Below are 18,521 nucleotides of genomic sequence, written 5' to 3'. Positions count from 1 at the left end.
CTTGACAGGTTAGGTTTCCTCCTGCTTATCTCTAACTGTTATCAAGCATTTAGAAGGTTAGAACAAGTCGCGAGGAGCGCTCACCCATGTCCGAAACCACCCGGCCCGTACTGCACCGCACGGCGACCATCGACGGCCGCAGCGTGTTCTACCGGGAAGCCGGCGACCCCACCGCGCCCACCGTGGTGCTGCTACACGGTTTCCCCACGTCGTCGCACATGTTCCGCACGCTGATCCCCGCGCTGGCCGACCGCTACCACGTCATCGCCCCCGACCACATCGGCTTCGGGCACTCGGACGCGCCGCCCGTCGACCGGTTCGACTACTCGTTCGAGAACCTGACCGCGATCACCATGGGCCTGATCGACTCGCTCGGCCTGGACCGTTTCGCCCTGTACATCCAGGACTACGGCGCCCCCATCGGGCTCCGCATCGCGAGCCGTCACCCGGACCGGGTCAGCGCGCTGCTGGTCCAGTCCGGCAACGCCTACGTCGACGGCTTCACACCGTTCTGGGACGTCCTGTTCGCGCACGCCAAGGACCGCGAAACCCACGAAGAAGCCGTGCGCGAGCTCCTGAAGCCCGCGGCGACCCGCTGGCAGTACACCCACGGCGTCCCCGCCGACCGGCTGGACCGGCTCACCCCGGACACCTGGACCCTCGACCAGGCCCTGCTCGACCGCCCCGGCAACCAGGAGGTGCAGCTGCAGCTGTTCTGGGATTACCAGTTCAATCTCGACGCCTACCCGGACTTCCAGCGGTACTTCCGCGAGCACCGGCCGCCGACCCTCATCACCTGGGGTGAGCACGACGAGATCTTCGGCGCCGACGGAGCCCGCGCGTTCCTTCGCGACCTGCCCGACGCCGAACTGCACCTGCTCGACGCCGGGCACTTCGCACTGGAGACACACGGCGCGGAGATCGCCGCCCTCATCCGCGACTTCCTCGACCGCACCTTGCACTGACACACAGTCAAGTGACGCCGATCTGGGCGCCCCACGCCTCGGATCGGCGTCACTTGTCGACAACTCACCTCGCGCGCCAAGGTGGACCCTGGGGCACGAAGCACGTCACCGTGGAATCGCTTCCCGGCTCCCGGCACGGCTACACCAGCCCGCTGTCCGCTACGAAGCCGAGCCCACCATCCTCAGCTCCGGCTCAGACTGACGAGAGCCAACCTGACCTCACGCCTCCGTCCAAGTATCTACTATGCTCTCTAGTAGCTACTCGGACGGAGGCCCCATGGTCGTCAAACCCGCTCCCGTCGCGCTGCGGCCCGGCTCGGAACGAACCGCGCCACCGAAAGGCTCCGTTCTCCTTCGCCTGTTCCGCACGACGGACCACAAGCAGATCGGGATCCTGTACCTGATCACGTCGTTCGCCTTCTTCATGGCGGGCGGCGCGATGGCCCTGCTGATCCGCACCGAACTGGCGCGTCCCGGGCAGCAGTTCCTGTCCCAGGAGCAGTACAACCAGCTGTTCACCATGCACGGCACGATCATGCTGCTGCTGTACGCGACGCCGATCCTGTTCGGCTTCGCGAACTTCATCCTGCCGCTGCAGATCGGTTCGCCCGACGTCGCGTTCCCCCGGCTGAACGCGTTCTCGTACTGGCTGTACCTCTTCGGCGGCCTGACCGTCGTCGCGGGCTTCCTCACCCCCGGCGGCGCGGCGGACTTCGGCTGGTTCGCCTACACCCCGCTGTCGAGTGCGATCTACTCGCCCGGCATCGGTGCCGACCTGTGGATCGTCGGCCTGCTGGTATCGGGTCTCGGCACCATCCTCGGCGCGGTGAACATGGTGACCACCATCGTGTGCCTGCGCGCGCCGGGGATGACGATGTGGCGGATGCCGATCTTCAGCTGGAACATCCTGGTCACCAGCATCCTGATCCTCATCGCCTTCCCGATCCTGACCGCGGCCCTGATGGGCCTGCTGGCGGACCGGAAACTGGGAGCACACGTCTTCGACCCCGCGAACGGCGGCGTGATCCTCTGGCAACACCTGTTCTGGTTCTTCGGCCATCCAGAGGTCTACATCGTCGCCCTGCCGTTCTTCGGGATCGTGTCGGAGATCTTCCCGGTCTTCAGCCGCAAACCCATCTTCGGCTACAAGGGCCTCGTGTTCGCCACACTGGGCATCGCGGCCCTCTCGGTGGCCGTGTGGGCCCACCACATGTACGCGACCGGCGCCGTGCTGCTGCCATTCTTCTCCTTCCTCACCTTCCTGATCGCCGTCCCGACCGGCGTGAAGTTCTTCAACTGGATCGGCACGATGTGGAAGGGCCAGCTGACCTTCGAATCCCCGATGCTCTTCAGCGTCGGGTTCCTCGTCACCTTCCTGTTCGGTGGCCTGTCCGGCATCCTCCTGGCCGCGCCCGCGATCGACTTCCAGGTGTCGGACAGCTACTTCGTCGTCGCGCACTTCCACTACGTCCTGTTCGGCACGATCGTGTTCGCCACGTTCGCCGGGATCTACTTCTGGTTCCCGAAGTTCACCGGCCGCATGATGGACGAAAGGCTGGGCCGTTGGCATTTCTGGACGACGTTCATCGGGTTCCACACGACCTTCCTGGTGCAGCATTGGCTCGGCGCCGCCGGCATGCCGAGGCGGTACGCCGACTACCTGCCCAGTGACGGATTCACCACACTGAACACGATCTCCACGATCGGTTCGTACATCCTCGGTGCCTCGACGCTGCCGTTCATCTGGAACGTCTTCAAGAGCTACCGCTTCGGCGAAGTCGTCACGGTGGACGACCCGTGGGGCTACGGCAACTCGCTCGAATGGGCGACGTCCTGCCCGCCGCCGCGGCACAACTTCACCGAGCTGCCGCGGATCCGGTCCGAGCGGCCGGCGTTCGAGCTGCACTACCCGCACATGGTCGAACGTCTCCACAAGGAGGGTGAGATCGGCTTCTTCGGGAAGCAGAAGGTCAACACCCACCGCGCGCCGTCCCAGGTGCTCACCGAGGCGGCCATGCCGGGTGACCACTCCAAGGACAACTCCAGCGAGTGACAGTGAATCGTGTCCGCCAGGCACCGTCACCGATTCCATGTACTATCGAACTTCGTAGATCTCTGAACGTCGCGAGGGAGTCATGAAACCTGCCGAGCAGCAGCCTTTCCCGAACCGCCGGATGAGCAGGCGCGGATTCCTGGTGCTGGGCACCGGCACCGCTGCGGCTTTGGGCTTGTCCGCCTGTTCGTCCGGCGGCGGCACGGCCGTCCAGTCCAAGGTCAGGCCGACCTCACCGCTGGTCGCCAGTGCCGAACAGGCTCGGCGCGCAGCCAACGCGGCCGTCACGACGGCGGACTTGACCGCGGCAGTGGGTGACGTCGACCTCGGCGGCGTACCGGTCAGGACGTGGACCTACGGCGGAGAACTGCCGGGCAAGGAAATAAGGCTGAAGCGGGGGGAAGTGCTGAAGGCCAACCTCCGCAACCGGCTTCCGCAACCGACGAGCATCCACTGGCACGGCCTCGCTCTGCGCAACGACATGGACGGCGTGCCCGACGTCACGCAGCAGGCCGTGGCGGCGAACGCAGACTTCTCCTACGAATTCACCGTGCCCGATGCTGGGACTTATTGGTTCCATCCGCACGTCGGCGTGCAGCTCGATCGCGGTCTCTACACCCCGCTCATCGTCGAAGACCCGGCCGACGGCAACGACTACGACGACGAACTCGTGATCGTGCTCGACGACTGGATCGACGGCACGGGCACCGATCCGGACGCGGTGCTGGCCAATCTGAAGAAGAACGGCATGGCCATGGAGCACTCGATGCCGGGCATGTCGGAGATGCCCGGCATGCCGAAGTCGGACGTCCTCGGCGGCGACGCCGGAGACGTGGTCTACCCGCATATGCTGGCCAACGGCCGGCTCGCCACCGCACCTCGTTCGTTCGACGGCAAACCCGGGCAGCGAATCCGGCTGCGGTTGATCAACGCGGGCGGGGACACCGTGTTCCGGGTCGGCGTTCCCGGTGTGCCGATGCGGGTCACCCACACCGACGGGTTCCCCGCGACCACCCCGAACCCGGCCGAGGCGGTCTTGATCGGCATGGGTGAACGGGTCGACGCCGTGATCACTCTCCCTGACAAGGGCGTGCCTGTCATCGGCATCGCCGAAGGCAAGAACGCCTACGCCCAGGTCCTCTTGCATTCCGGCGGCAGCAAAGCCGCGACGGCGAACGATGCCGCGGTCACGGCCCTGAAGACGCGGCCGGTGCAAAGCCTCGCCGACTTCCGGGCGGCCCCCGAGGTCGCCCTGCCCGCCAAGAACCCCGACGTCGTCCACGACATGGTCCTGGCCGGGCCGGGCGCCAAATACGACTGGACGATCAACGGCAAGCCCTTCAACCCCGACGACGGCCTGCCGATCCGGCAAGGGCAGCGGGTCCGGCTGCGCTTCGTGAACGACTCGGACATGTATCACCCGATGCACCTGCACGGTCACACCTTCCAGGTACGCGGCCAGAACGATCCCGGCCCCCGCAAGGACACCGCGATCGTCCTGCCCCGTAAAACCATGGAAGTCGACTTCGACGCGAACAACCCCGGACAGTGGCTCACCCACTGCCACAACGTCTACCACGGTGAGGCCGGGATGATGGCCGTGGTGTCCTATGTGGAATGATCGGACCCGCCGCCGGGCGGCCGCGGTGGCCGCCGCGGCACTCAGCGCGCTCGCGGTCGGGGTGCCGACCGACGTCATCGACACGTCCTACTTCACCCGCATGACACCGGTCCGGTGGTGGGAGTACCCCGTACTGGCACTCATCGCTGTACTCACCGGGCTTTGGGTGTCCATTCGACGCACGAAGAACGACGCCCGCGGACGAGGCCGGGTGATCGGCTCGGTGACCGCAGCGGTGTTCGCCGTCGGGTGCCCGGTGTGCAACAAGATCATCGTGGGACTCCTGGGTGTATCCGGTGCGCTCGGGTTGTGGGCGCCGGTTCAGCCCGTACTCGCGGCGCTGTCGGTAGTCGCCTTGGGCACCGCCGTGGTGATCCGCTGGCGGCAGCGAGACTGCACCACGGAAACCTGCACACCGGACGTCACACGGGAGGCCAGCCCAGCCGGGCGAACCACGCCAGCATCCGGCTCATCAGCAGCGTCCAGCCTCCCGTGAGCATCGCGATACCCATCGCTATCAGCAAAGCACCACCGGCGATCTCGATCTTCCTCGTATGCCTCCGCAGCCGGCCCAGGCCGCGTTGCCCCCGCGCCACCCCGAACGCCACGAGCAGGAACGGCACGCCGAGGCCCATCGAGTAGGCGAACAGCAACAAGGCGCCGGTACCGACCGTCGCCGTACTCGCGGCGGTCGCGAGGATCGACGCGAGCACCGGCCCGACGCAGGGTGTCCATCCCAGTCCGAACGCCACGCCCAGCACGACCGCTCCGGCCGGGCCATCACGAACACGACGCAAGTCGAACCGAACTTCCCGTTGCAGCACCGGTATCCGGACGACGCCGAGCATGAGCAGCCCCATCACGATCACCAGCACGCCGCCGATCACCGTCAGAGTCTGCTTCTGCTGAGCCAGCAACAGCCCCAGCGCGGAGGCGGTCATCCCGAGCGCGACGAACACCGCGGTGAAGCCGAGAACGAACAACATCGAAACGGCACCGACACGGCGTTTGCTCAATGTCATGGTCGTTCCGTCCACAGAGGACCGCCCGATGCCGGACATGTAGGACACGTAGCCGGGCAGCAACGGAAGCACACACGGCGAGGTGCACGAAATGATCCCCGCCACGATGGCCAGCGACAGCGATGTGTACAACTCCACGTCAGAACCTGCCTGTCGGAACCCGGACGAATGGCCGGCTCAAGCCGACTGTAACCTACTAGCGATGTTAGTAGAGCAGCGGGACGCCGTGGTGGCTGTGACGGATCTGGACGTCAGCGTCCAGCGCAGTCCCGTCCTGCGCGGACTCGACCTCGTGGTGCGGCCCGGCGAGGTGTTCGGCGTACTCGGCCCCAACGGCTCGGGAAAGAGCACGTTGCTTCGCGTCCTGGCCACCCTCCTGCGTCCGGCAGGCGGGGTCGGGACCGTACTCGGCGCGCGGCTCGGCAGCCGGGAGGCCCAGAACGTCCGGCCGTCGATCGCACTGGTCGGGCATCAGTCGGCGTTGCATCCGCTGCTGACGCTGGAAGAGAACCTGCGCTACGTGGCCGCCCTGACCGGACGCCCCGCCTCGGCGGTCACCGCCGCGCTGGATCTCGTGGGTCTCGAGCAGGCGGCGCGCAGGCGCGCGAACCAATGCTCACAGGGAATGCTCCGTCGCGCCGACCTCGCACGGGTGATCCTGACCGCACCGAAGCTGCTGCTGCTCGACGAGCCCCACGCCGGTTTGGACCCCGCGTCGTTCGGGTTGGTCGACCTGGTCGTGCACCGGGTCCGTGTTCGTGGCGGCGCGGCGGTCGTGGTCTCGCACGACATCCCGCGGCTGACGTCGCTGGCCGACCGGCTCACTCTTCTCGAGGGCGGACGACTGGTGCCGTGCGTCCACGAGTTCGCACCGGAGGAGTGAGCACCGATGACCACGCCGCTGAGGCAGGCCCGGGCCGTCGCGCACACCGAGTTGCGAATCGAAGGCCGTGCCGGCGAGACGCTCTGGGTGATCGCGCCGTTCGGGGCGGTGGCGCTGCTGCTCGTGCCGTTGGCCGTCGGCGCCGACCGGCCGCTGCTCGCACAGCTGGGCCTGGGGATGTACTGGGTCGTGGTGCTGTTGTTCGGCCTGCTCGTAACCCTGCGGCAATCCACGGCCGATTCGCCTGAACACCTGGGAATGCTGCGGCTCGCAGGTGTCACCCCGGCGGCCCGGCTCGCCGGTCGCGCGGTCGCGACCACGGTCGTGCTGCTGGCTTTCGAGATCCTGCTGCTGCCCGCCCTGGTCGTGTTCTACCAGCCACCGATGCGCGGCTGGGCGTGGCTATGGGCCGTCCTGCCCGTCACCGCCGCGGGGCTGGCCGCGCTCGGCACCCTCGCCGGAGCCGTCGTCCGCGGTCTGGCCGGGCGCGGCACGCTCGGCCCCCTGCTGGTCTGCCCGCTCGCGCTTCCCCTGCTGCTCGGCGCCACGGAAGTGATCAAGACGGCCGCCTTCGGGCGGAATCCAGGGCCCTGGCTCCTGCTGCTGATCACCACCACCGCTATCGGCTGGCTCGGTCTGCTGCTGAGCGCTAACGCCTGTGAGGAGAACGCATGAACCCGCTCGGGCGACGACTGCCGGTCGCCACCGCCGTCGTGCTCGCCGCTGGCCTGACCGGCGCCGTCCTCGCGCCGCCGGACCGTATCCAGGGCGAGTACCAGCGTCTGATGTACATCCACGTTCCGGCGGCGTGGACGGCGTACCTGTGCTTCGTGATCACGTTCGTGACGAGCGGACTGTGGTTGTGGCGGCGGAAGGAACGCTTCGACCGGCTAGCGGCCGCCAGTGCGGAGGTCGGTGTGCTGTTCACCGGTCTGACGATCGCGCTGGGTTCCTGGTGGGGCAAACCGGTCTGGGGCGTGTGGTGGACCTGGGATCCCCGGCTGATCACGACCGCGCTGATGTTCTTCGTCTACCTCGGCTACCTCGCCCTCCGGCGCGCGACGCTCGACCCTCTCGTGCGGGCGCGGCGCGCGGCCGTGCTCGGCGTCGTGGCGTTCGTGCAGGTGCCCATCGTGCACTTGTCGGTGGTGTGGTGGCGGGCGCTGCACCAGCCTCCGACCGTGCTGAAACCGGGCGACCCGTCCATCGACCATCGCATGCTGCTGGTGCTGCTGGTCAACGTGCTCGCGTTCACGCTGCTCGCGATCACCCTGCTGCGAGCCCGCACGCGCTTGTCGTCGCTCGAGGAGGACCTCGCCACCGCCCGAGCCACCGCGGACAGCCGGCTGGCCGGCCTCGCGGTGGCCGCACCCCGACTGGAAGGACCGGCGAACGATGTCTGAATGGACCTGGGTGATCATCGGTTTCGTGGTCACCTTCGGCGTTCTCGCCGCGTACACGATCAAGCTGATCTCGCGTGCCGATGCCGTCCAGCGCGAGTTGGAGCGTGACAGGTGAAGCGATACCGGCTGCTCGCAGTCTCAGGGATCGGTGTCGTCGCGGTGCTCGTCGGTGTCCTCCTCTTCGGCAACCTGAACGGCAACCTCGTCTACTACCTCACGCCGGACGAGGCACTGGCCAAGCACGCCGACTACGCCGAGGGCCGTCGTTTCCAGCTCGGCGGATTCGTTCGCCCGGGAAGCGAGCGGCGCACCGCCGACGGGCTCGCGTTCGTCGTGACCTCCGAGGTGCGCCCGGACAGTGCCGCGGTCGTCGTGCTGCACACCGGCCCGATCGCGCAGCTGTTCCAGTCCGGCATCGGCGTGGTGGTCGAAGGCTCTTGGCGTGGCACGGAATTCTTCTCGGACACCATGATCGTCAAACACGACGAGAACTACCGCCCGCCGGGCCCGACGTCGCAGCCGGGTTCTGGAGGTGATCCTCGGTGACGCAGGTGGTACCGGCCGCGGGCTGGGGCGGCGCGTTGCTCGGCCTTGCCGCTTCGGTCGTCCTGGCCTTCTACGGCTTCCGCGCGCAACACCGTCCAGGCACGGTACGAGTCGGCCAGTTACGTGCCGCGACCTCGGTGATGGCCGGTGGCGCGGTCCTGTCCATGGCGGCGCTGGAAACCGCGCTGCTGACCGACAACTTCGCGATGTCGTACGTCGCCGAGACCCACGCGCGGGCCACGCCGCTGCTGTTCACGATCACCAGCGCGTGGTCCGGTCTCGGCGGCAGCATCGTGCTGTGGACGCTGGTACTCGCCGGATTCATCTTCGTCGCGGGCCGGAAACTCACCGGAGCCGACGACCGGCTCGGGACCGGCGCGCTCGGCGTCATGGGTCTGGTCGCCGCGTTCTTCTTCGGGATGGTGACCACGGTCGCCAACCCGTTCGAGATCCTGGCCACTCCGCCTGCCGACGGGCCAGGCCCGAACCCGTTGCTGCGCAACGACATCATGGTGGCGATTCATCCGCCGTTGCTCTATCTCGGCTTCGTCGGCTTCACGGTGTCCTTCGCCTACGCGATGTCGGCGCTGATGCTGCGGCGGGGCGGCGTCGACTGGCTGGTGCGGACCCGCCGGGCGAATCTCGTGGCCTGGACCTTCCTGACCGCGGGCCTGATCGTGGGCGCCTGGTGGTCGTACGAGGTCCTCGGCTGGGGTGGCTACTGGGCGTGGGATCCGGTGGAGAACGCCGCGTTGATCCCTTGGCTGGTGGCCACGGCGTTCATCCACTCCTCCGTGGTGCAGGTCAAGCGCGGGATGCTGCAGGCGTGGAACTTCGTGCTGGCCCTCGCGACGTTCTCGCTGACCATCCTCGGCACGTTCCTCACCCGCTCGTCGGTGGTCGCCTCGGTGCATTCGTTCACGCAGTCCGGTGTCGGCCCCGCGTTACTCGGGTTCCTCGTCGTGGTGCTGGTGGCCGGGTTCACGCTGTTCGCGCTGCGCGGCGAGGACATCGCCACGCGGGCACGATCCCTGCGGCTCGGCAGCAGGGAGGGTCTGTTCCTGTTGAACAACCTTTTGCTGTGCCTGTTCGCCTTCGTCGTCCTGCTCGGAACGGTCTATCCGATCTTCGTCGAGGCTCTCAACGGCGGGCAGGTGTCGGTGGGACGGCCGTTCTTCGACCGGATGGCCATCCCACTGTCGTTCGCGCTGCTGCTGGCGATGGGTGCCGGGCCGTTCACGCCCTACCGGTGGGCGACGCCGGGTCTGCTGTGGACACGACTGCGCGTCCCGCTTCTGCTCGGCAGCGCCGCCGCGGCGACCGTGACCGTAGCGGGCCTCCGGTCGGCCGGCGCCGTCGCCGTGGTGTTCCTGGCGGTGACGATCACCGCGGCGAGTGTCCGGCAGCTGCTGGTCGCCGCGCCCAATCGGCGGCCGCGAGGGCTGTGGCGGCTGGTCACCGGGCAGCGTGCGTACTGGGGCGGGCAACTCGCGCATATCGGTGTGGCCGTCGTCGCCGTGGCGATCTCCGTATCCGGCGCCACCACGAGCCGGGCCACCGTCACGCTCGCTCCAGGACAGATGGCGGAGTTCGCCGGGTACACGGTCACGTTGGACACCACCGAGGAGCATGTCGAGCCAGACCGGACACTGCGCGACGCGCATCTCGTGTTCCGGGAGAACGGTCGAGCCGTATGGACTGCCGAACCTCGGCTCGAGACCTTCGTCAACCAGCCGCAGGCGGTCGGCACGCCGACCGTGTGGAGCACGGCGGGCCGGGACATCTACGTGGCGCTCGCCCAGCTCACCCCGGAGAACGTGACGGTGAACCTCTACCGCTATCCGCTGATGTCGTGGCTCTGGGTCGGTGGGTTCATGGTCGCCGCCGGCGGTCTTTGGGCGCTGACCGGGCGGCGACGTGGCCGCCTGGAGCGGTCGGCCGCCGAGACTGCGCCCTCGGAGGAGGCGAAAGCCGGTGCGTAGCCGGGCCGTCAGCCTCGCATGCGTCGCCGGCGTGCTGATCCTGCTGGGGATCGTCACGGCCCAGCTGATGAGCACCGGCGGGCAGGGCGACCGGGCCTACGAACTCGAGCAACGGCTGCGCTGCCCGGTGTGCAAGAGCGTCTCGATCGCCGAATCGCCCTCCGAAACCGCCTCCGCGATGCGGCAGGTCGTGCAGGAACAGGTCGCGGCCGGGCGCGACGAGGAAGAGATCGTCGGCTACTTCCGCTCCCGATATGGCGACTGGGTCCTGCTGGACCCGCCGGCGCACGGCCCGACGCTGTTGCTGTGGCTCCTGCCGGTGGCGGGTGTGCTGGCGGGCGCCGCCGGACTCGGGGTCTTCCTGCGACGTCGGCGAGTGGTCCTCGTCGTGCCGGAGGCCCAACGTGCTCAGGTCAACCAGGCCCTGGAGCGAACGCGGGGGAAGTACCGTCGTGAGGATCTCCTGTGAATCGTGAACGAGAGCGTCTTGAAGAAGAGCGCGAGCAAGCGCTCCGGGATCTGCTCGCGCTGGAAGTGCAGATCCGCACCGGCGAGATCCCGGACGCGGCCGGGCGACGGCTGCGCGCGGAATACGAACGAGCCGCCGCGGACGCGATGGCCCGGCTCGACGGGCTCGACAAGCCCGGTACCCACACACCGACCCGGCTCAATGTCGCCCGGACGCTCGCCTATGTCGTCACCGTGCTGGTCGCGGGACTTGCCGCGGCCGTCGTCCTCCCCATGTCCGTACAGCCCCGGCCGGAGAACGGGTTCGTCACCGGCAACGAGGTCACCCAGAGCAGCACACCACCCGCGCCGCCGCTGCCCGCCGGCGGTGACGCGGCCGGAACGGCCCTGTGGATGAGGGCCAACGTCGAACTGTTCGGCCGCAACGACCCGGCCGCCGCGCTCCGCACTCTCGAGCAACTCCAGGCCCGGACCGACCTGCTCCCGGACACCCGCCGAGACGTCGAAGCCCTGATCGCCACCGCCCGCCGTGAATTGGACAGGAACGGCCGATGAGCACCGAATCCACCGATCCCCGTACTTCGACGATGCGATGGCTGCGCTGGGTGGCGCTCGCCGCCGCCATCGCCACGGTCGCCGTCGGCGCGTTGCTCGGCACCCGCCTCGGCAAGGACCCGACGCTGGTGGACACCCCGTTGATCGGCAAGCCCGCGCCTGAGCTCTCGTTGCCCTACCTGGAACGCGACGGAGAGCTGGGCCTCGGGTCGCTACGCGGCCGGATCGTCGTCATCAACTTCTGGGCGTCGTGGTGCGTCCCCTGCCGCGAAGAGCAACCGACACTCGTGGCAGCGGCCGACGCGTACGGCGAGGCAGGCGTGACCTTCGTCGGAATCAGCTACCAGGATCAGCGCAAACCCGCGATCGGGTTCCTCGACGAGCTCGGCCGCGGCAAGGATTACCGGTACGTCACCGATCCTGGTTCCCGCGCCGCCATGGACTTCGGCGTCATCGGCATCCCGGAAACCTTCTTCATCGACCGGACCGGGACCATCGTCGCCAAGATCACCGGGCCGACCGATCCCCCGCTGCTCGCGAGCACGCTCGACGACATCCAGGCGGGACGGCAGCCGCGCTCCCGCACGGACGGGCCCGTCCAGTCGGAGCCGTCCTAAGCCGCCAGAATGATCGCCGCCGCGAGAACCAGCCCGCAGGCCGCCATCGTCACGGCACGGCCGGTCGCGGTTCGCGAATCGTTGCGCAAGGGGAACAACAGCTGCCGGGCGAAGGTGTAGGCCGCGACCGCTCCAGCGAAGATCGTCCCGCCGACCGCCGACTCGACGCCGAGCACGAGAACCAGGGTGACGATTCCGATCACCAGCGCGACGGCCGCCTCGACGAGCTGGACCGGGAGCCTGCGAACTCCCAGCCGCCGATCGGAGGACCACAAACCCCATCGGGAAGTCGTCGGCCGTCCCGCACAGCATCCGGTGAGGAAGCAGCCTGGCCGTCCGACGGCCATTCCTAGGAAAATGCCCGGCGTGGTGAGGTCCAGGAGTTTCCCGATCGGGATGTCCACGATCGCGGCGCCGAGCGCCACCACGCCCAGTGCGACGAGCAGGAACCCTTGGATACACGCTCCGGCGGTCATGAAGGTGCGCGGATGCCGCCGGTGCAGCGCGAGGTACCACGCCTTCGCCCCGGCGAATCCGAGCGCGCAGCCGATCAGTGAGACGGCGAGCACCCCGATGACGCCATACCCGGACCGGGCGACCAGGAACGCCTGAAGTACGAGCGCCACCACCGCGCCCAGCCCGACCAGCAGCGGCCAGGACAGCAACCGCACCCCCGGACCCTGCCCCAGCACGCCCGGCCGCGCGACCACCTCGACGACTCGCTTCGGGAGGTTTCTCGCCGCGGCTGAGCTTCGCCCCTGTGCGGTGTCCGGCCTCGCGGTGACCCGCCAGGTGCCCGGATTCACGCCCGGAACCTTCGTCGTGAGAGCCATTCGCCCGCTGCCCGGAACGATCTCGAGGTGCTCGACGACGTCGAATCGGTCGCCAGAGCCCGGCTTACCCGTGACGTCGGTCCTCACTCCGGTGAATCGGATAGTCGCCGCGTACGGCTCACCGGAGTCGGCGGCGTCGAACCAGTAGGTGGCCGCGACTCCATGCGGCAGTACCTCCGCGGCGAGACCGTCCATGCAGCCCACCACCGCCGCGCGACCTTGCCCCGTGCGTGCCGCGGTCTCCGCCGGACGGGTCTCCGGCCTGGTTTCGACCTGCACGGGAGCGGGCGGAGCTGACCGCGGTCGAGCGAGCGCGGGCGGCATTACACCGGCCCGCCGGGCCGGACCGGAACCCGCTGCCCGCTGTGCCGTCGCCGTTCCCTGCGCCGGGCGCGCCGTCCGGGTCTTCACCGACTTGTTCCGTGCCTTCTTGCCCACCGCGCAGCACTTCCTCACGAGTCAGAACCAACTACTACTCTCAACCGTACTACTGTTCTTAGTAGTTGGTGTCGACCTTGCCTCGCCGCCGAAGGAACCGGACAGTCGGCCGTTCCCGCACCCACAGGATCAACACGGCGGCGACAGCCCCGGTCGCGGCCGCGATCTGGACATGTTCGGCCCAAGGACCCAGCCGGTCGGCCATCGTGAGATCCCGCCGCAGCGGGACCGTGTCGTTCAGCGTCGTGGCGGTGAACTGGCCGGAAGCACGGGAGACCGTGCCGTCGGGCCGGATGATGGCACTGACCCCGCTGGTCGCGGCGACCAGCACCGCGCGGCCATGTTCGACAGCCCGCAACCGGGCCATGGCGAGCTGCTGGTAGGTCATCTCGCTGCGCCCGTACCACGCGTTGTTGGTCGGCACGGTGAGCAGTTCAGCCCCGGCACGGACAGCGTCGCGGCCGGCCTGGTCGTAGGCGACCTCGTAGCAGATCGACGCGCCGACGACCGTCTCGGACATCCGCAAGATGACCGGACTCCCGAACCCCGGCGAGATGTCTTCGCCACTGTCGGCAAAGGGAGTGACCAGCCGGGCGATCTCCCGTGCGGGCATGTACTCCCCGAACGGCACCAGCCGCTGCTTCGCGTAGCGCTGTCCAGGCCCTTCACCGGGTTTCCAGACGACAGCGACGTTCTGGTTGCGTCCACCAGGCAGGCGCTCAAGGGCACCGACGAGTACCGGGACGCCGAGTTCGTCCACCAGCTCGCCGAGCCGGTCTCCATCAGCGGGTAGCCGGACCGCCGTCTCCGGCAAGACGACCAGATCAGGTTTCGGAACCTGGCCATCGCGGACCCGTTCCGTCAGTCGCCGGAACTCGGCGAAATGGTTGTCGCGCAGAACATCCCGCTCGCCGAGCAAGGCCAGCCCCCGATCCGGAGCGTTGCCCTGCACCACCGCGACCGTTCGGGTGCCCGCCTCCGCGCCGTCATCGACGCTCGGCCACGTCCCCATCCCGGCGACAATCGGCAACACGACGGCCAGCGCCGGCCCGACGAAGACGCGGCGAAACCGCCATCCGATCTCTCGCGTTCGCAGCACGAGACGCGACAGCCCGAAACCGCAGAGCACCACCGCGAAGCCCACCAACGGAGCGCCGCCGAGCGAGGCCAGCGGCAGAAAGGTCCCTTCCGGCTGCGTGAACGCGACACGACCCCAAGGAAATCCGCCGAACGGAAACCACATACGCGGCGTCTCCACGGCGATGACCACCGCCGCCATCCAGACCGGTCCCCAGGGAAGACCCTGAACCACGGCCGACAGGCCCCCGACGACGGCGAAGTAGAGCGCCATCGTCACCGCCAACGCCAGCCACGGCCATGGCCCGAAATCCGCACCGAGGAAATCCTGCAACCAGGACAGCTGCGGAAGGAAGAACGCAAGCCCGAAAAGAAATCCGCGGCCGACGCCCTGCCGGAACCGGCAACCGTGCAAGGCGAGTCCGAATACGGCGAACGCCACCGGCGCCAGCCACCACCAGTTCCGGGGCGCCAGACTCAAATAGAGGATCCATCCGGCGACCAAGGCCGGCACGACCGACCGCAGCGTTCGAGCAAGTCTCCTGTCTCGTCGCCACACGCAGCAATACTACCTTGCATAGTAGTTTACTACGAGGATCGCACTCACCGTTCGCCCCCGACGTCGGCGCCACGATCCTTGAGCCACCGCAACGGATCAGCCTTCCGCCCGCCGGGTTCCCACACCTCGAAGTGCAGATGAGGACCAGTGGAAATCCCTTTGTTACCTACCTCGGCGATCACCTGCCCCGCGTCGACACGCTGCCCGACCCGCACACTGAAGTCGTTGATGTGGCCGTAGACGGTGATCGTTCCGTCGTCGTGCCGGATGCGCACCCACAACCCGAACCCACTGGCAGGCCCCGCGTCGATCACGGTTCCCCGCATCGGACTCCGAATAGGAGTACCGATCTTGTTCGCGATGTCGAGCCCATAGTGGGTACTGCCCCACCGGGGGCCGAAGTTCGACGTGATCACGCCGGTCACCGGCGGATACACCTTCTTCCGGGCGGCCTCTTCGGCCTGCTTGCGCGCCGCTTCCTCCTTCTCCGATTTCACGCGCGCCATCCTGTCCTGCCGGACCCGCTCGGCGGTCCGCAGAACCTCGACCTCATCGTGCTGAGGTCGCGCGACGACCGGCAACAACATGCCGGCCACCGAACTCCCTCCACCAGTGGACAGCGCCACGTTCGCCGTCGGCTTCGGCGGCGACGATGCGGCATCATCGCTCAATCCGGTTTGCGTAGCTGCCGCCGCGGCGCCCGCACTGATACCGAAGAGGAATACTCCCGCCCGCAACGCCGTCCGCATACGGACTCCGGTTCCGGAGTGATAGCCGGCCACGAACACACCTCTCGGTCGGGAACAAGCTCACCGCCGCGGCACACTACCACTATCCTAGATAGTAGGTTGCGAGCCGCGTCACAGGCGGCGCGGAAACACTGGCCACAAGATGAAAAACGGGACTTGTCAGCTACCCCCCGGGGGTATATCCTCGGCTCACTTCAAACCCTCCGCTCATATAGCGAGGAGGATGTAATGGTCACGCGACAGGGAACATCGACTGATCGGTCCACGAGGCACACCGCATCAGGCGAACGCACAGCGAGTACAGGATGGGAGGACACCGGCGCCGCCCTGCTCGGACTTTGGATCGTCGCCGTCTTCTTTGACGGCCGGGCACACTGGCTCGGTTTGCCGGACTCTTTCTTCACGCCGTGGCACGGCGCGCTCTACGGCGGCCTGGCAGGACTCAGCGGCTGGCTCTTCGCAATGGGCTGGCGGCGGCGGACCGGTACCGGTCTGACCGCGCTCTTCACCCCTCCCCGGGGATACGGCTGGGCGATCATCGGAGCGGCCGTTTTCGCGGCCGGCGGCGCGGCGGACATGGTGTGGCACGAGATCTTCGGCATCGAGGCCGGGATCGACGCGCTGCTGAGCCCGTCCCACTTGCTGCTTTTCGCGGGCGCCGGCTTGCTCCTTTCCGGCCCGGTGCTGGCCGCGCGCGCCAAGGAGAACAGCGAGCAGAAGACGCGGCTTCTGCCGATCGTGGTGGCCGTGCTCGCGTTGTCGGCGGTGGCCGCGTTCGCCTTGAGCTTCCTGTCGGCCTTCCTCACCGATTCACCCCTGCAGGCGGTGGCCGACTTCCCCGAAGGAACACCGGAACACGTCGCCACCGAATCGAGGGCGGCGGCCGGCCTGGGCAGCTTTGTCGTGACTTCGCTCGTGATCGTGCTACCGCTGGTCTATCTGCTCCGCACCTGGCGGTTGCCGTTCGGTGTCGTGACCGTGTTCGTCACGGCACACGCGACCTTGGCGTCCCTTGTGGTCGATTTCGCGTTCACTGGAGTGTGGTTCGTCGTCGCGGCAGTGGCCGCGGGCTTCGCCGCCGACCTGGCGTTGAACGTAGCGCGTCGGTCAGGAGCCTGCTCGGGAGTCATGGCCTTGTTAACGGCCGCCACGGTTCCCGTGCTGTTGTGGTCGGCTTTGATGACCACACTCGAGTTGACACGCGGGCTTCAGTGGTCGGCGGAACTGACCAGCGGCGTAGTCGTCGTATCGGCGATGGTCGCGGTAGTGATCACCTTGCTTTCCTTCTCCTGGAAGCAACCTCACCCCGCCGACGCGGGGTGGTACGATCACACCTAGTAGACAACAACGACAGAGTCGTCACTGCAAGCAACAGGGAGGTCTGATGCGCGGTCTCGGCGATCTCGAGAGTGCCGTGATGGACATCCTGTGGCGCGCCGAAACTCCCCTGAAGGTCCGTGAGGTACTCGAGCAACTCGACACCGGCAAGGACCTCGCCTACACCACGGTGATGACGGTGCTCGACAACCTCCATCGGAAGCAGTGGGTGGAGCGTGAACGGAACGGCAAGGCGTTCGTCTATCAGCCCACGCAGAGCCGCGCCCAAGCCGCCGCGAAATCACTCCGCGAGGTCCTGAACGAGTCCGGCGACCCCGCGGCCGTCCTTCTCCAGTTCGCCACGACCGTGTCGCCTGAGGAATCAGCGGTACTGCGCAAAGGTCTGCGCAGAACGGCCCGCGGATGACGGCGGCTCTCGCGCTCCTGCTCGGCGCGGCGCTGACAGGCTGGATCACCCCCAGCTTGCTGAACCGGGTCGACCCGGCACGGGCCGACCCGGTGGCGTTGCTCGTCGCCTGGCTACTGGCCGCCGCCGGGGTTCTCGCCGCGACGGTCGCCGGCACCATGCTCCTGCTGCTTCCTGGGCACGGCACCGGGACCAGCATCATGTCGGTCGTCCACGAGTGCCTGGTGGCGATCTCTCACGGCACCCCGCCACGCGCGGAAGTGTTCGCCGGTCTGGCCGGTATCGCGCTCATCTCGGTGCTCACCCTCCGCTTCGCCGTCATCGTCGTACAATTCGCCCGACGACGTGCGCAAACCCGGCGTCGGCATCTCGAAACCCTGCGGATAGCCGCCCGTCGCGACAAGTGCAGTCCCCGGACCTGGTGGCTGGATCACGATGAACCGATGGCGTTCAGCTACGCCTATCGCCGGGGAGTCATCGTCGCCACCGAGGGACTCGAACGACACCTGTCGGCCGCCGAGGTCGCCGCCGTACTGGCGCACGAACGCGCGCACTTGCGTGGCAGGCACCACCACGTGATCACGTGGGTCGACGCCCTCGCCAAGGCTCTACCGTTCCTGCCGCTGTTTCGTCAGGCTCCCGCAGCCGTACGCAGGCTCGTCGAACTGGCCGCGGACGTGGCGGCCGTACGTGAGTACGGTGCCGCAACCGTCCACTCGGCATTGCTCGGCGTTGCCGGACACGGCGCTCCGGACGGCACCTTGGCCATGGCCGGCGACGGCGTGGAGATGCGACTCGCCCTACTGGGACGCGGAGGCGAGCCCGCGGGACGCCTGAAACGCGCCCTGTCGTGCGTTCTCGCCGCGGCGACCGTGATGACGATGCCCCTGTTCACCGGAGCCGGCGTACTTCTCTCCGTCGCCGTTGTCGCTTGCCCTCTGACCGGAGCCTGACACTTACGAACAGGGTCGATTGCAGCCGATTCGCCACGGCCCCGTGTCACGAA

At 67.8% G+C, this 18,521-nt stretch carries 20 protein-coding genes; 16 read left to right on the top strand and 4 right to left on the bottom strand.

All coding sequences use genetic code 11. The features are described 5' to 3' along the window. Positions 1–86 precede the first annotated feature (86 nt). From ACZ3HL_RS00925 to ACZ3HL_RS00910, 4 genes are all read left to right on the top strand, one after another. Positions 87–965, top strand: a complete 879-nt coding sequence (locus tag ACZ3HL_RS00925) for an alpha/beta fold hydrolase (protein WP_465527911.1) — start codon at positions 87–89, stop codon at positions 963–965. A gap of 277 nt (positions 966–1,242) precedes the next feature. After that, on the top strand, positions 1,243–3,018 hold the full coding sequence (ctaD, locus tag ACZ3HL_RS00920) for an aa3-type cytochrome oxidase subunit I (protein ID WP_465527909.1): 1,776 nt from the start codon (positions 1,243–1,245) through the stop codon (positions 3,016–3,018). Positions 3,019–3,100: 82 nt separating this feature from the next. Next, entirely contained in the window at positions 3,101–4,639 is a 1,539-nt protein-coding gene (locus tag ACZ3HL_RS00915; RefSeq protein ID WP_465527907.1) for a multicopper oxidase family protein, read from the top strand. Further along, positions 4,629–5,135, top strand: a complete 507-nt coding sequence (locus ACZ3HL_RS00910) for a hypothetical protein (protein WP_465527905.1) — start codon at positions 4,629–4,631, stop codon at positions 5,133–5,135. Before ACZ3HL_RS00915 ends, ACZ3HL_RS00910 begins: the two co-directional genes overlap by 11 nt. Here the strand turns inward: ACZ3HL_RS00910 and ACZ3HL_RS00905 are convergent. Further along, a complete protein-coding gene (locus ACZ3HL_RS00905) occupies positions 5,062–5,799 on the bottom strand; it encodes a cytochrome c biogenesis CcdA family protein (RefSeq protein ID WP_465527903.1) in 738 nt (245 codons plus the stop codon). The genes ACZ3HL_RS00910 and ACZ3HL_RS00905 overlap by 74 nt on opposite strands. Before the next feature lie 64 nt (positions 5,800–5,863). On the opposite strand from ACZ3HL_RS00905, the gene ACZ3HL_RS00900 reads away from it, so the two are divergent. From ACZ3HL_RS00900 to ACZ3HL_RS00860, 9 genes are read left to right on the top strand one after another with little or no spacing between them, the layout of a single operon-like run. After that, complete coding sequence (locus ACZ3HL_RS00900) at positions 5,864–6,544, top strand: ATP-binding cassette domain-containing protein (protein WP_465527901.1); 681 nt, start codon at positions 5,864–5,866, stop codon at positions 6,542–6,544. A gap of 6 nt (positions 6,545–6,550) precedes the next feature. Next, complete coding sequence (locus ACZ3HL_RS00895) at positions 6,551–7,219, top strand: heme exporter protein CcmB (RefSeq protein ID WP_465527899.1); 669 nt, start codon at positions 6,551–6,553, stop codon at positions 7,217–7,219. Next, the gene (gene ccsA / locus ACZ3HL_RS00890) at positions 7,216–7,947 is read left to right on the top strand and encodes a cytochrome c biogenesis protein CcsA (RefSeq protein WP_465527897.1); all 732 of its coding nucleotides are present in this window, start codon (positions 7,216–7,218) and stop codon (positions 7,945–7,947) included. Before ACZ3HL_RS00895 ends, ccsA begins: the two co-directional genes overlap by 4 nt. Further along, positions 7,940–8,062, top strand: a complete 123-nt coding sequence (locus tag ACZ3HL_RS00885) for a hypothetical protein (RefSeq protein WP_465527895.1) — start codon at positions 7,940–7,942, stop codon at positions 8,060–8,062. The genes ccsA and ACZ3HL_RS00885 overlap by 8 nt, the downstream gene beginning before the upstream one ends. Continuing rightward, a complete protein-coding gene (locus ACZ3HL_RS00880) occupies positions 8,059–8,493 on the top strand; it encodes a cytochrome c maturation protein CcmE (RefSeq protein ID WP_465527893.1) in 435 nt (144 codons plus the stop codon). The genes ACZ3HL_RS00885 and ACZ3HL_RS00880 overlap by 4 nt, the downstream gene beginning before the upstream one ends. Next, positions 8,490–10,475: a heme lyase CcmF/NrfE family subunit gene (locus ACZ3HL_RS00875; protein ID WP_465527891.1), complete on the top strand. Its 1,986-nt coding sequence runs from the start codon at positions 8,490–8,492 to the stop codon at positions 10,473–10,475. The genes ACZ3HL_RS00880 and ACZ3HL_RS00875 overlap by 4 nt, the downstream gene beginning before the upstream one ends. Further along, on the top strand, positions 10,468–10,944 hold the full coding sequence (locus ACZ3HL_RS00870; protein ID WP_465527889.1) for a cytochrome c-type biogenesis protein: 477 nt from the start codon (positions 10,468–10,470) through the stop codon (positions 10,942–10,944). The genes ACZ3HL_RS00875 and ACZ3HL_RS00870 overlap by 8 nt, the downstream gene beginning before the upstream one ends. Continuing rightward, complete coding sequence (locus tag ACZ3HL_RS00865; protein ID WP_465527887.1) at positions 10,941–11,498, top strand: hypothetical protein; 558 nt, start codon at positions 10,941–10,943, stop codon at positions 11,496–11,498. The genes ACZ3HL_RS00870 and ACZ3HL_RS00865 overlap by 4 nt, the downstream gene beginning before the upstream one ends. Further along, complete coding sequence (locus ACZ3HL_RS00860; protein ID WP_465527885.1) at positions 11,495–12,115, top strand: TlpA family protein disulfide reductase; 621 nt, start codon at positions 11,495–11,497, stop codon at positions 12,113–12,115. The genes ACZ3HL_RS00865 and ACZ3HL_RS00860 overlap by 4 nt, the downstream gene beginning before the upstream one ends. On the opposite strand, the gene ACZ3HL_RS00855 is transcribed toward ACZ3HL_RS00860, so the two are convergent. The 3 genes from ACZ3HL_RS00855 to ACZ3HL_RS00845 are packed head-to-tail and all read right to left on the bottom strand — an operon-like array spanning position 12,112 to position 15,804. Then, entirely contained in the window at positions 12,112–13,386 is a 1,275-nt protein-coding gene (locus ACZ3HL_RS00855) for a prolipoprotein diacylglyceryl transferase family protein (RefSeq protein ID WP_465527883.1), read from the bottom strand. The genes ACZ3HL_RS00860 and ACZ3HL_RS00855 overlap by 4 nt on opposite strands. A 58-nt stretch (positions 13,387–13,444) precedes the next feature. Further along, a complete protein-coding gene (lnt, locus tag ACZ3HL_RS00850) occupies positions 13,445–15,022 on the bottom strand; it encodes an apolipoprotein N-acyltransferase (RefSeq protein ID WP_465527881.1) in 1,578 nt (525 codons plus the stop codon). A gap of 44 nt (positions 15,023–15,066) precedes the next feature. After that, on the bottom strand, positions 15,067–15,804 hold the full coding sequence (locus ACZ3HL_RS00845; RefSeq protein WP_465527879.1) for a M23 family metallopeptidase: 738 nt from the start codon (positions 15,802–15,804) through the stop codon (positions 15,067–15,069). A gap of 123 nt (positions 15,805–15,927) precedes the next feature. Between ACZ3HL_RS00845 and ACZ3HL_RS00840 the strand changes: the two genes are divergently transcribed. Genes ACZ3HL_RS00840 through ACZ3HL_RS00830 form a run of 3 tightly spaced genes read left to right on the top strand, consistent with a single transcriptional unit; the run spans position 15,928 to position 18,468 of the window. Then, positions 15,928–17,109 (top strand): hypothetical protein, encoded by a 1,182-nt coding sequence (locus ACZ3HL_RS00840; protein ID WP_465527877.1) that lies wholly within the window; start codon positions 15,928–15,930, stop codon positions 17,107–17,109. 46 nt (positions 17,110–17,155) lie between these two features. Then, positions 17,156–17,515: a BlaI/MecI/CopY family transcriptional regulator gene (locus ACZ3HL_RS00835; protein ID WP_465527875.1), complete on the top strand. Its 360-nt coding sequence runs from the start codon at positions 17,156–17,158 to the stop codon at positions 17,513–17,515. Next, the gene (locus ACZ3HL_RS00830) at positions 17,512–18,468 is read left to right on the top strand and encodes a M56 family metallopeptidase (protein ID WP_465527873.1); all 957 of its coding nucleotides are present in this window, start codon (positions 17,512–17,514) and stop codon (positions 18,466–18,468) included. Before ACZ3HL_RS00835 ends, ACZ3HL_RS00830 begins: the two co-directional genes overlap by 4 nt. Positions 18,469–18,521: the final 53 nt, after the last annotated feature.

It is taken from the genome of Amycolatopsis sp. NPDC000009, from assembly GCF_055563465.1.
The sequence above is the reverse complement of the archived record's forward strand: the minus strand, read 5'-3'. Positions and strand labels throughout refer to the sequence as shown.

Coding starts and splice junctions, on each gene's coding strand:
- ACZ3HL_RS00925 (WP_465527911.1), top strand. CDS start 87: ATGTCCGAAACCACCCGGCCCGTACTGCACCGCACGGCGACCATCGAC.
- ctaD (WP_465527909.1), top strand. CDS start 1,243: ATGGTCGTCAAACCCGCTCCCGTCGCGCTGCGGCCCGGCTCGGAACGA.
- ACZ3HL_RS00915 (WP_465527907.1), top strand. CDS start 3,101: ATGAAACCTGCCGAGCAGCAGCCTTTCCCGAACCGCCGGATGAGCAGG.
- ACZ3HL_RS00910 (WP_465527905.1), top strand. CDS start 4,629: ATGTGGAATGATCGGACCCGCCGCCGGGCGGCCGCGGTGGCCGCCGCG.
- ACZ3HL_RS00900 (WP_465527901.1), top strand. CDS start 5,864: ATGTTAGTAGAGCAGCGGGACGCCGTGGTGGCTGTGACGGATCTGGAC.
- ACZ3HL_RS00895 (WP_465527899.1), top strand. CDS start 6,551: ATGACCACGCCGCTGAGGCAGGCCCGGGCCGTCGCGCACACCGAGTTG.
- ccsA (WP_465527897.1), top strand. CDS start 7,216: ATGAACCCGCTCGGGCGACGACTGCCGGTCGCCACCGCCGTCGTGCTC.
- ACZ3HL_RS00885 (WP_465527895.1), top strand. CDS start 7,940: ATGTCTGAATGGACCTGGGTGATCATCGGTTTCGTGGTCACCTTCGGC.
- ACZ3HL_RS00860 (WP_465527885.1), top strand. CDS start 11,495: ATGAGCACCGAATCCACCGATCCCCGTACTTCGACGATGCGATGGCTG.
- ACZ3HL_RS00835 (WP_465527875.1), top strand. CDS start 17,156: ATGCGCGGTCTCGGCGATCTCGAGAGTGCCGTGATGGACATCCTGTGG.
- ACZ3HL_RS00830 (WP_465527873.1), top strand. CDS start 17,512: ATGACGGCGGCTCTCGCGCTCCTGCTCGGCGCGGCGCTGACAGGCTGG.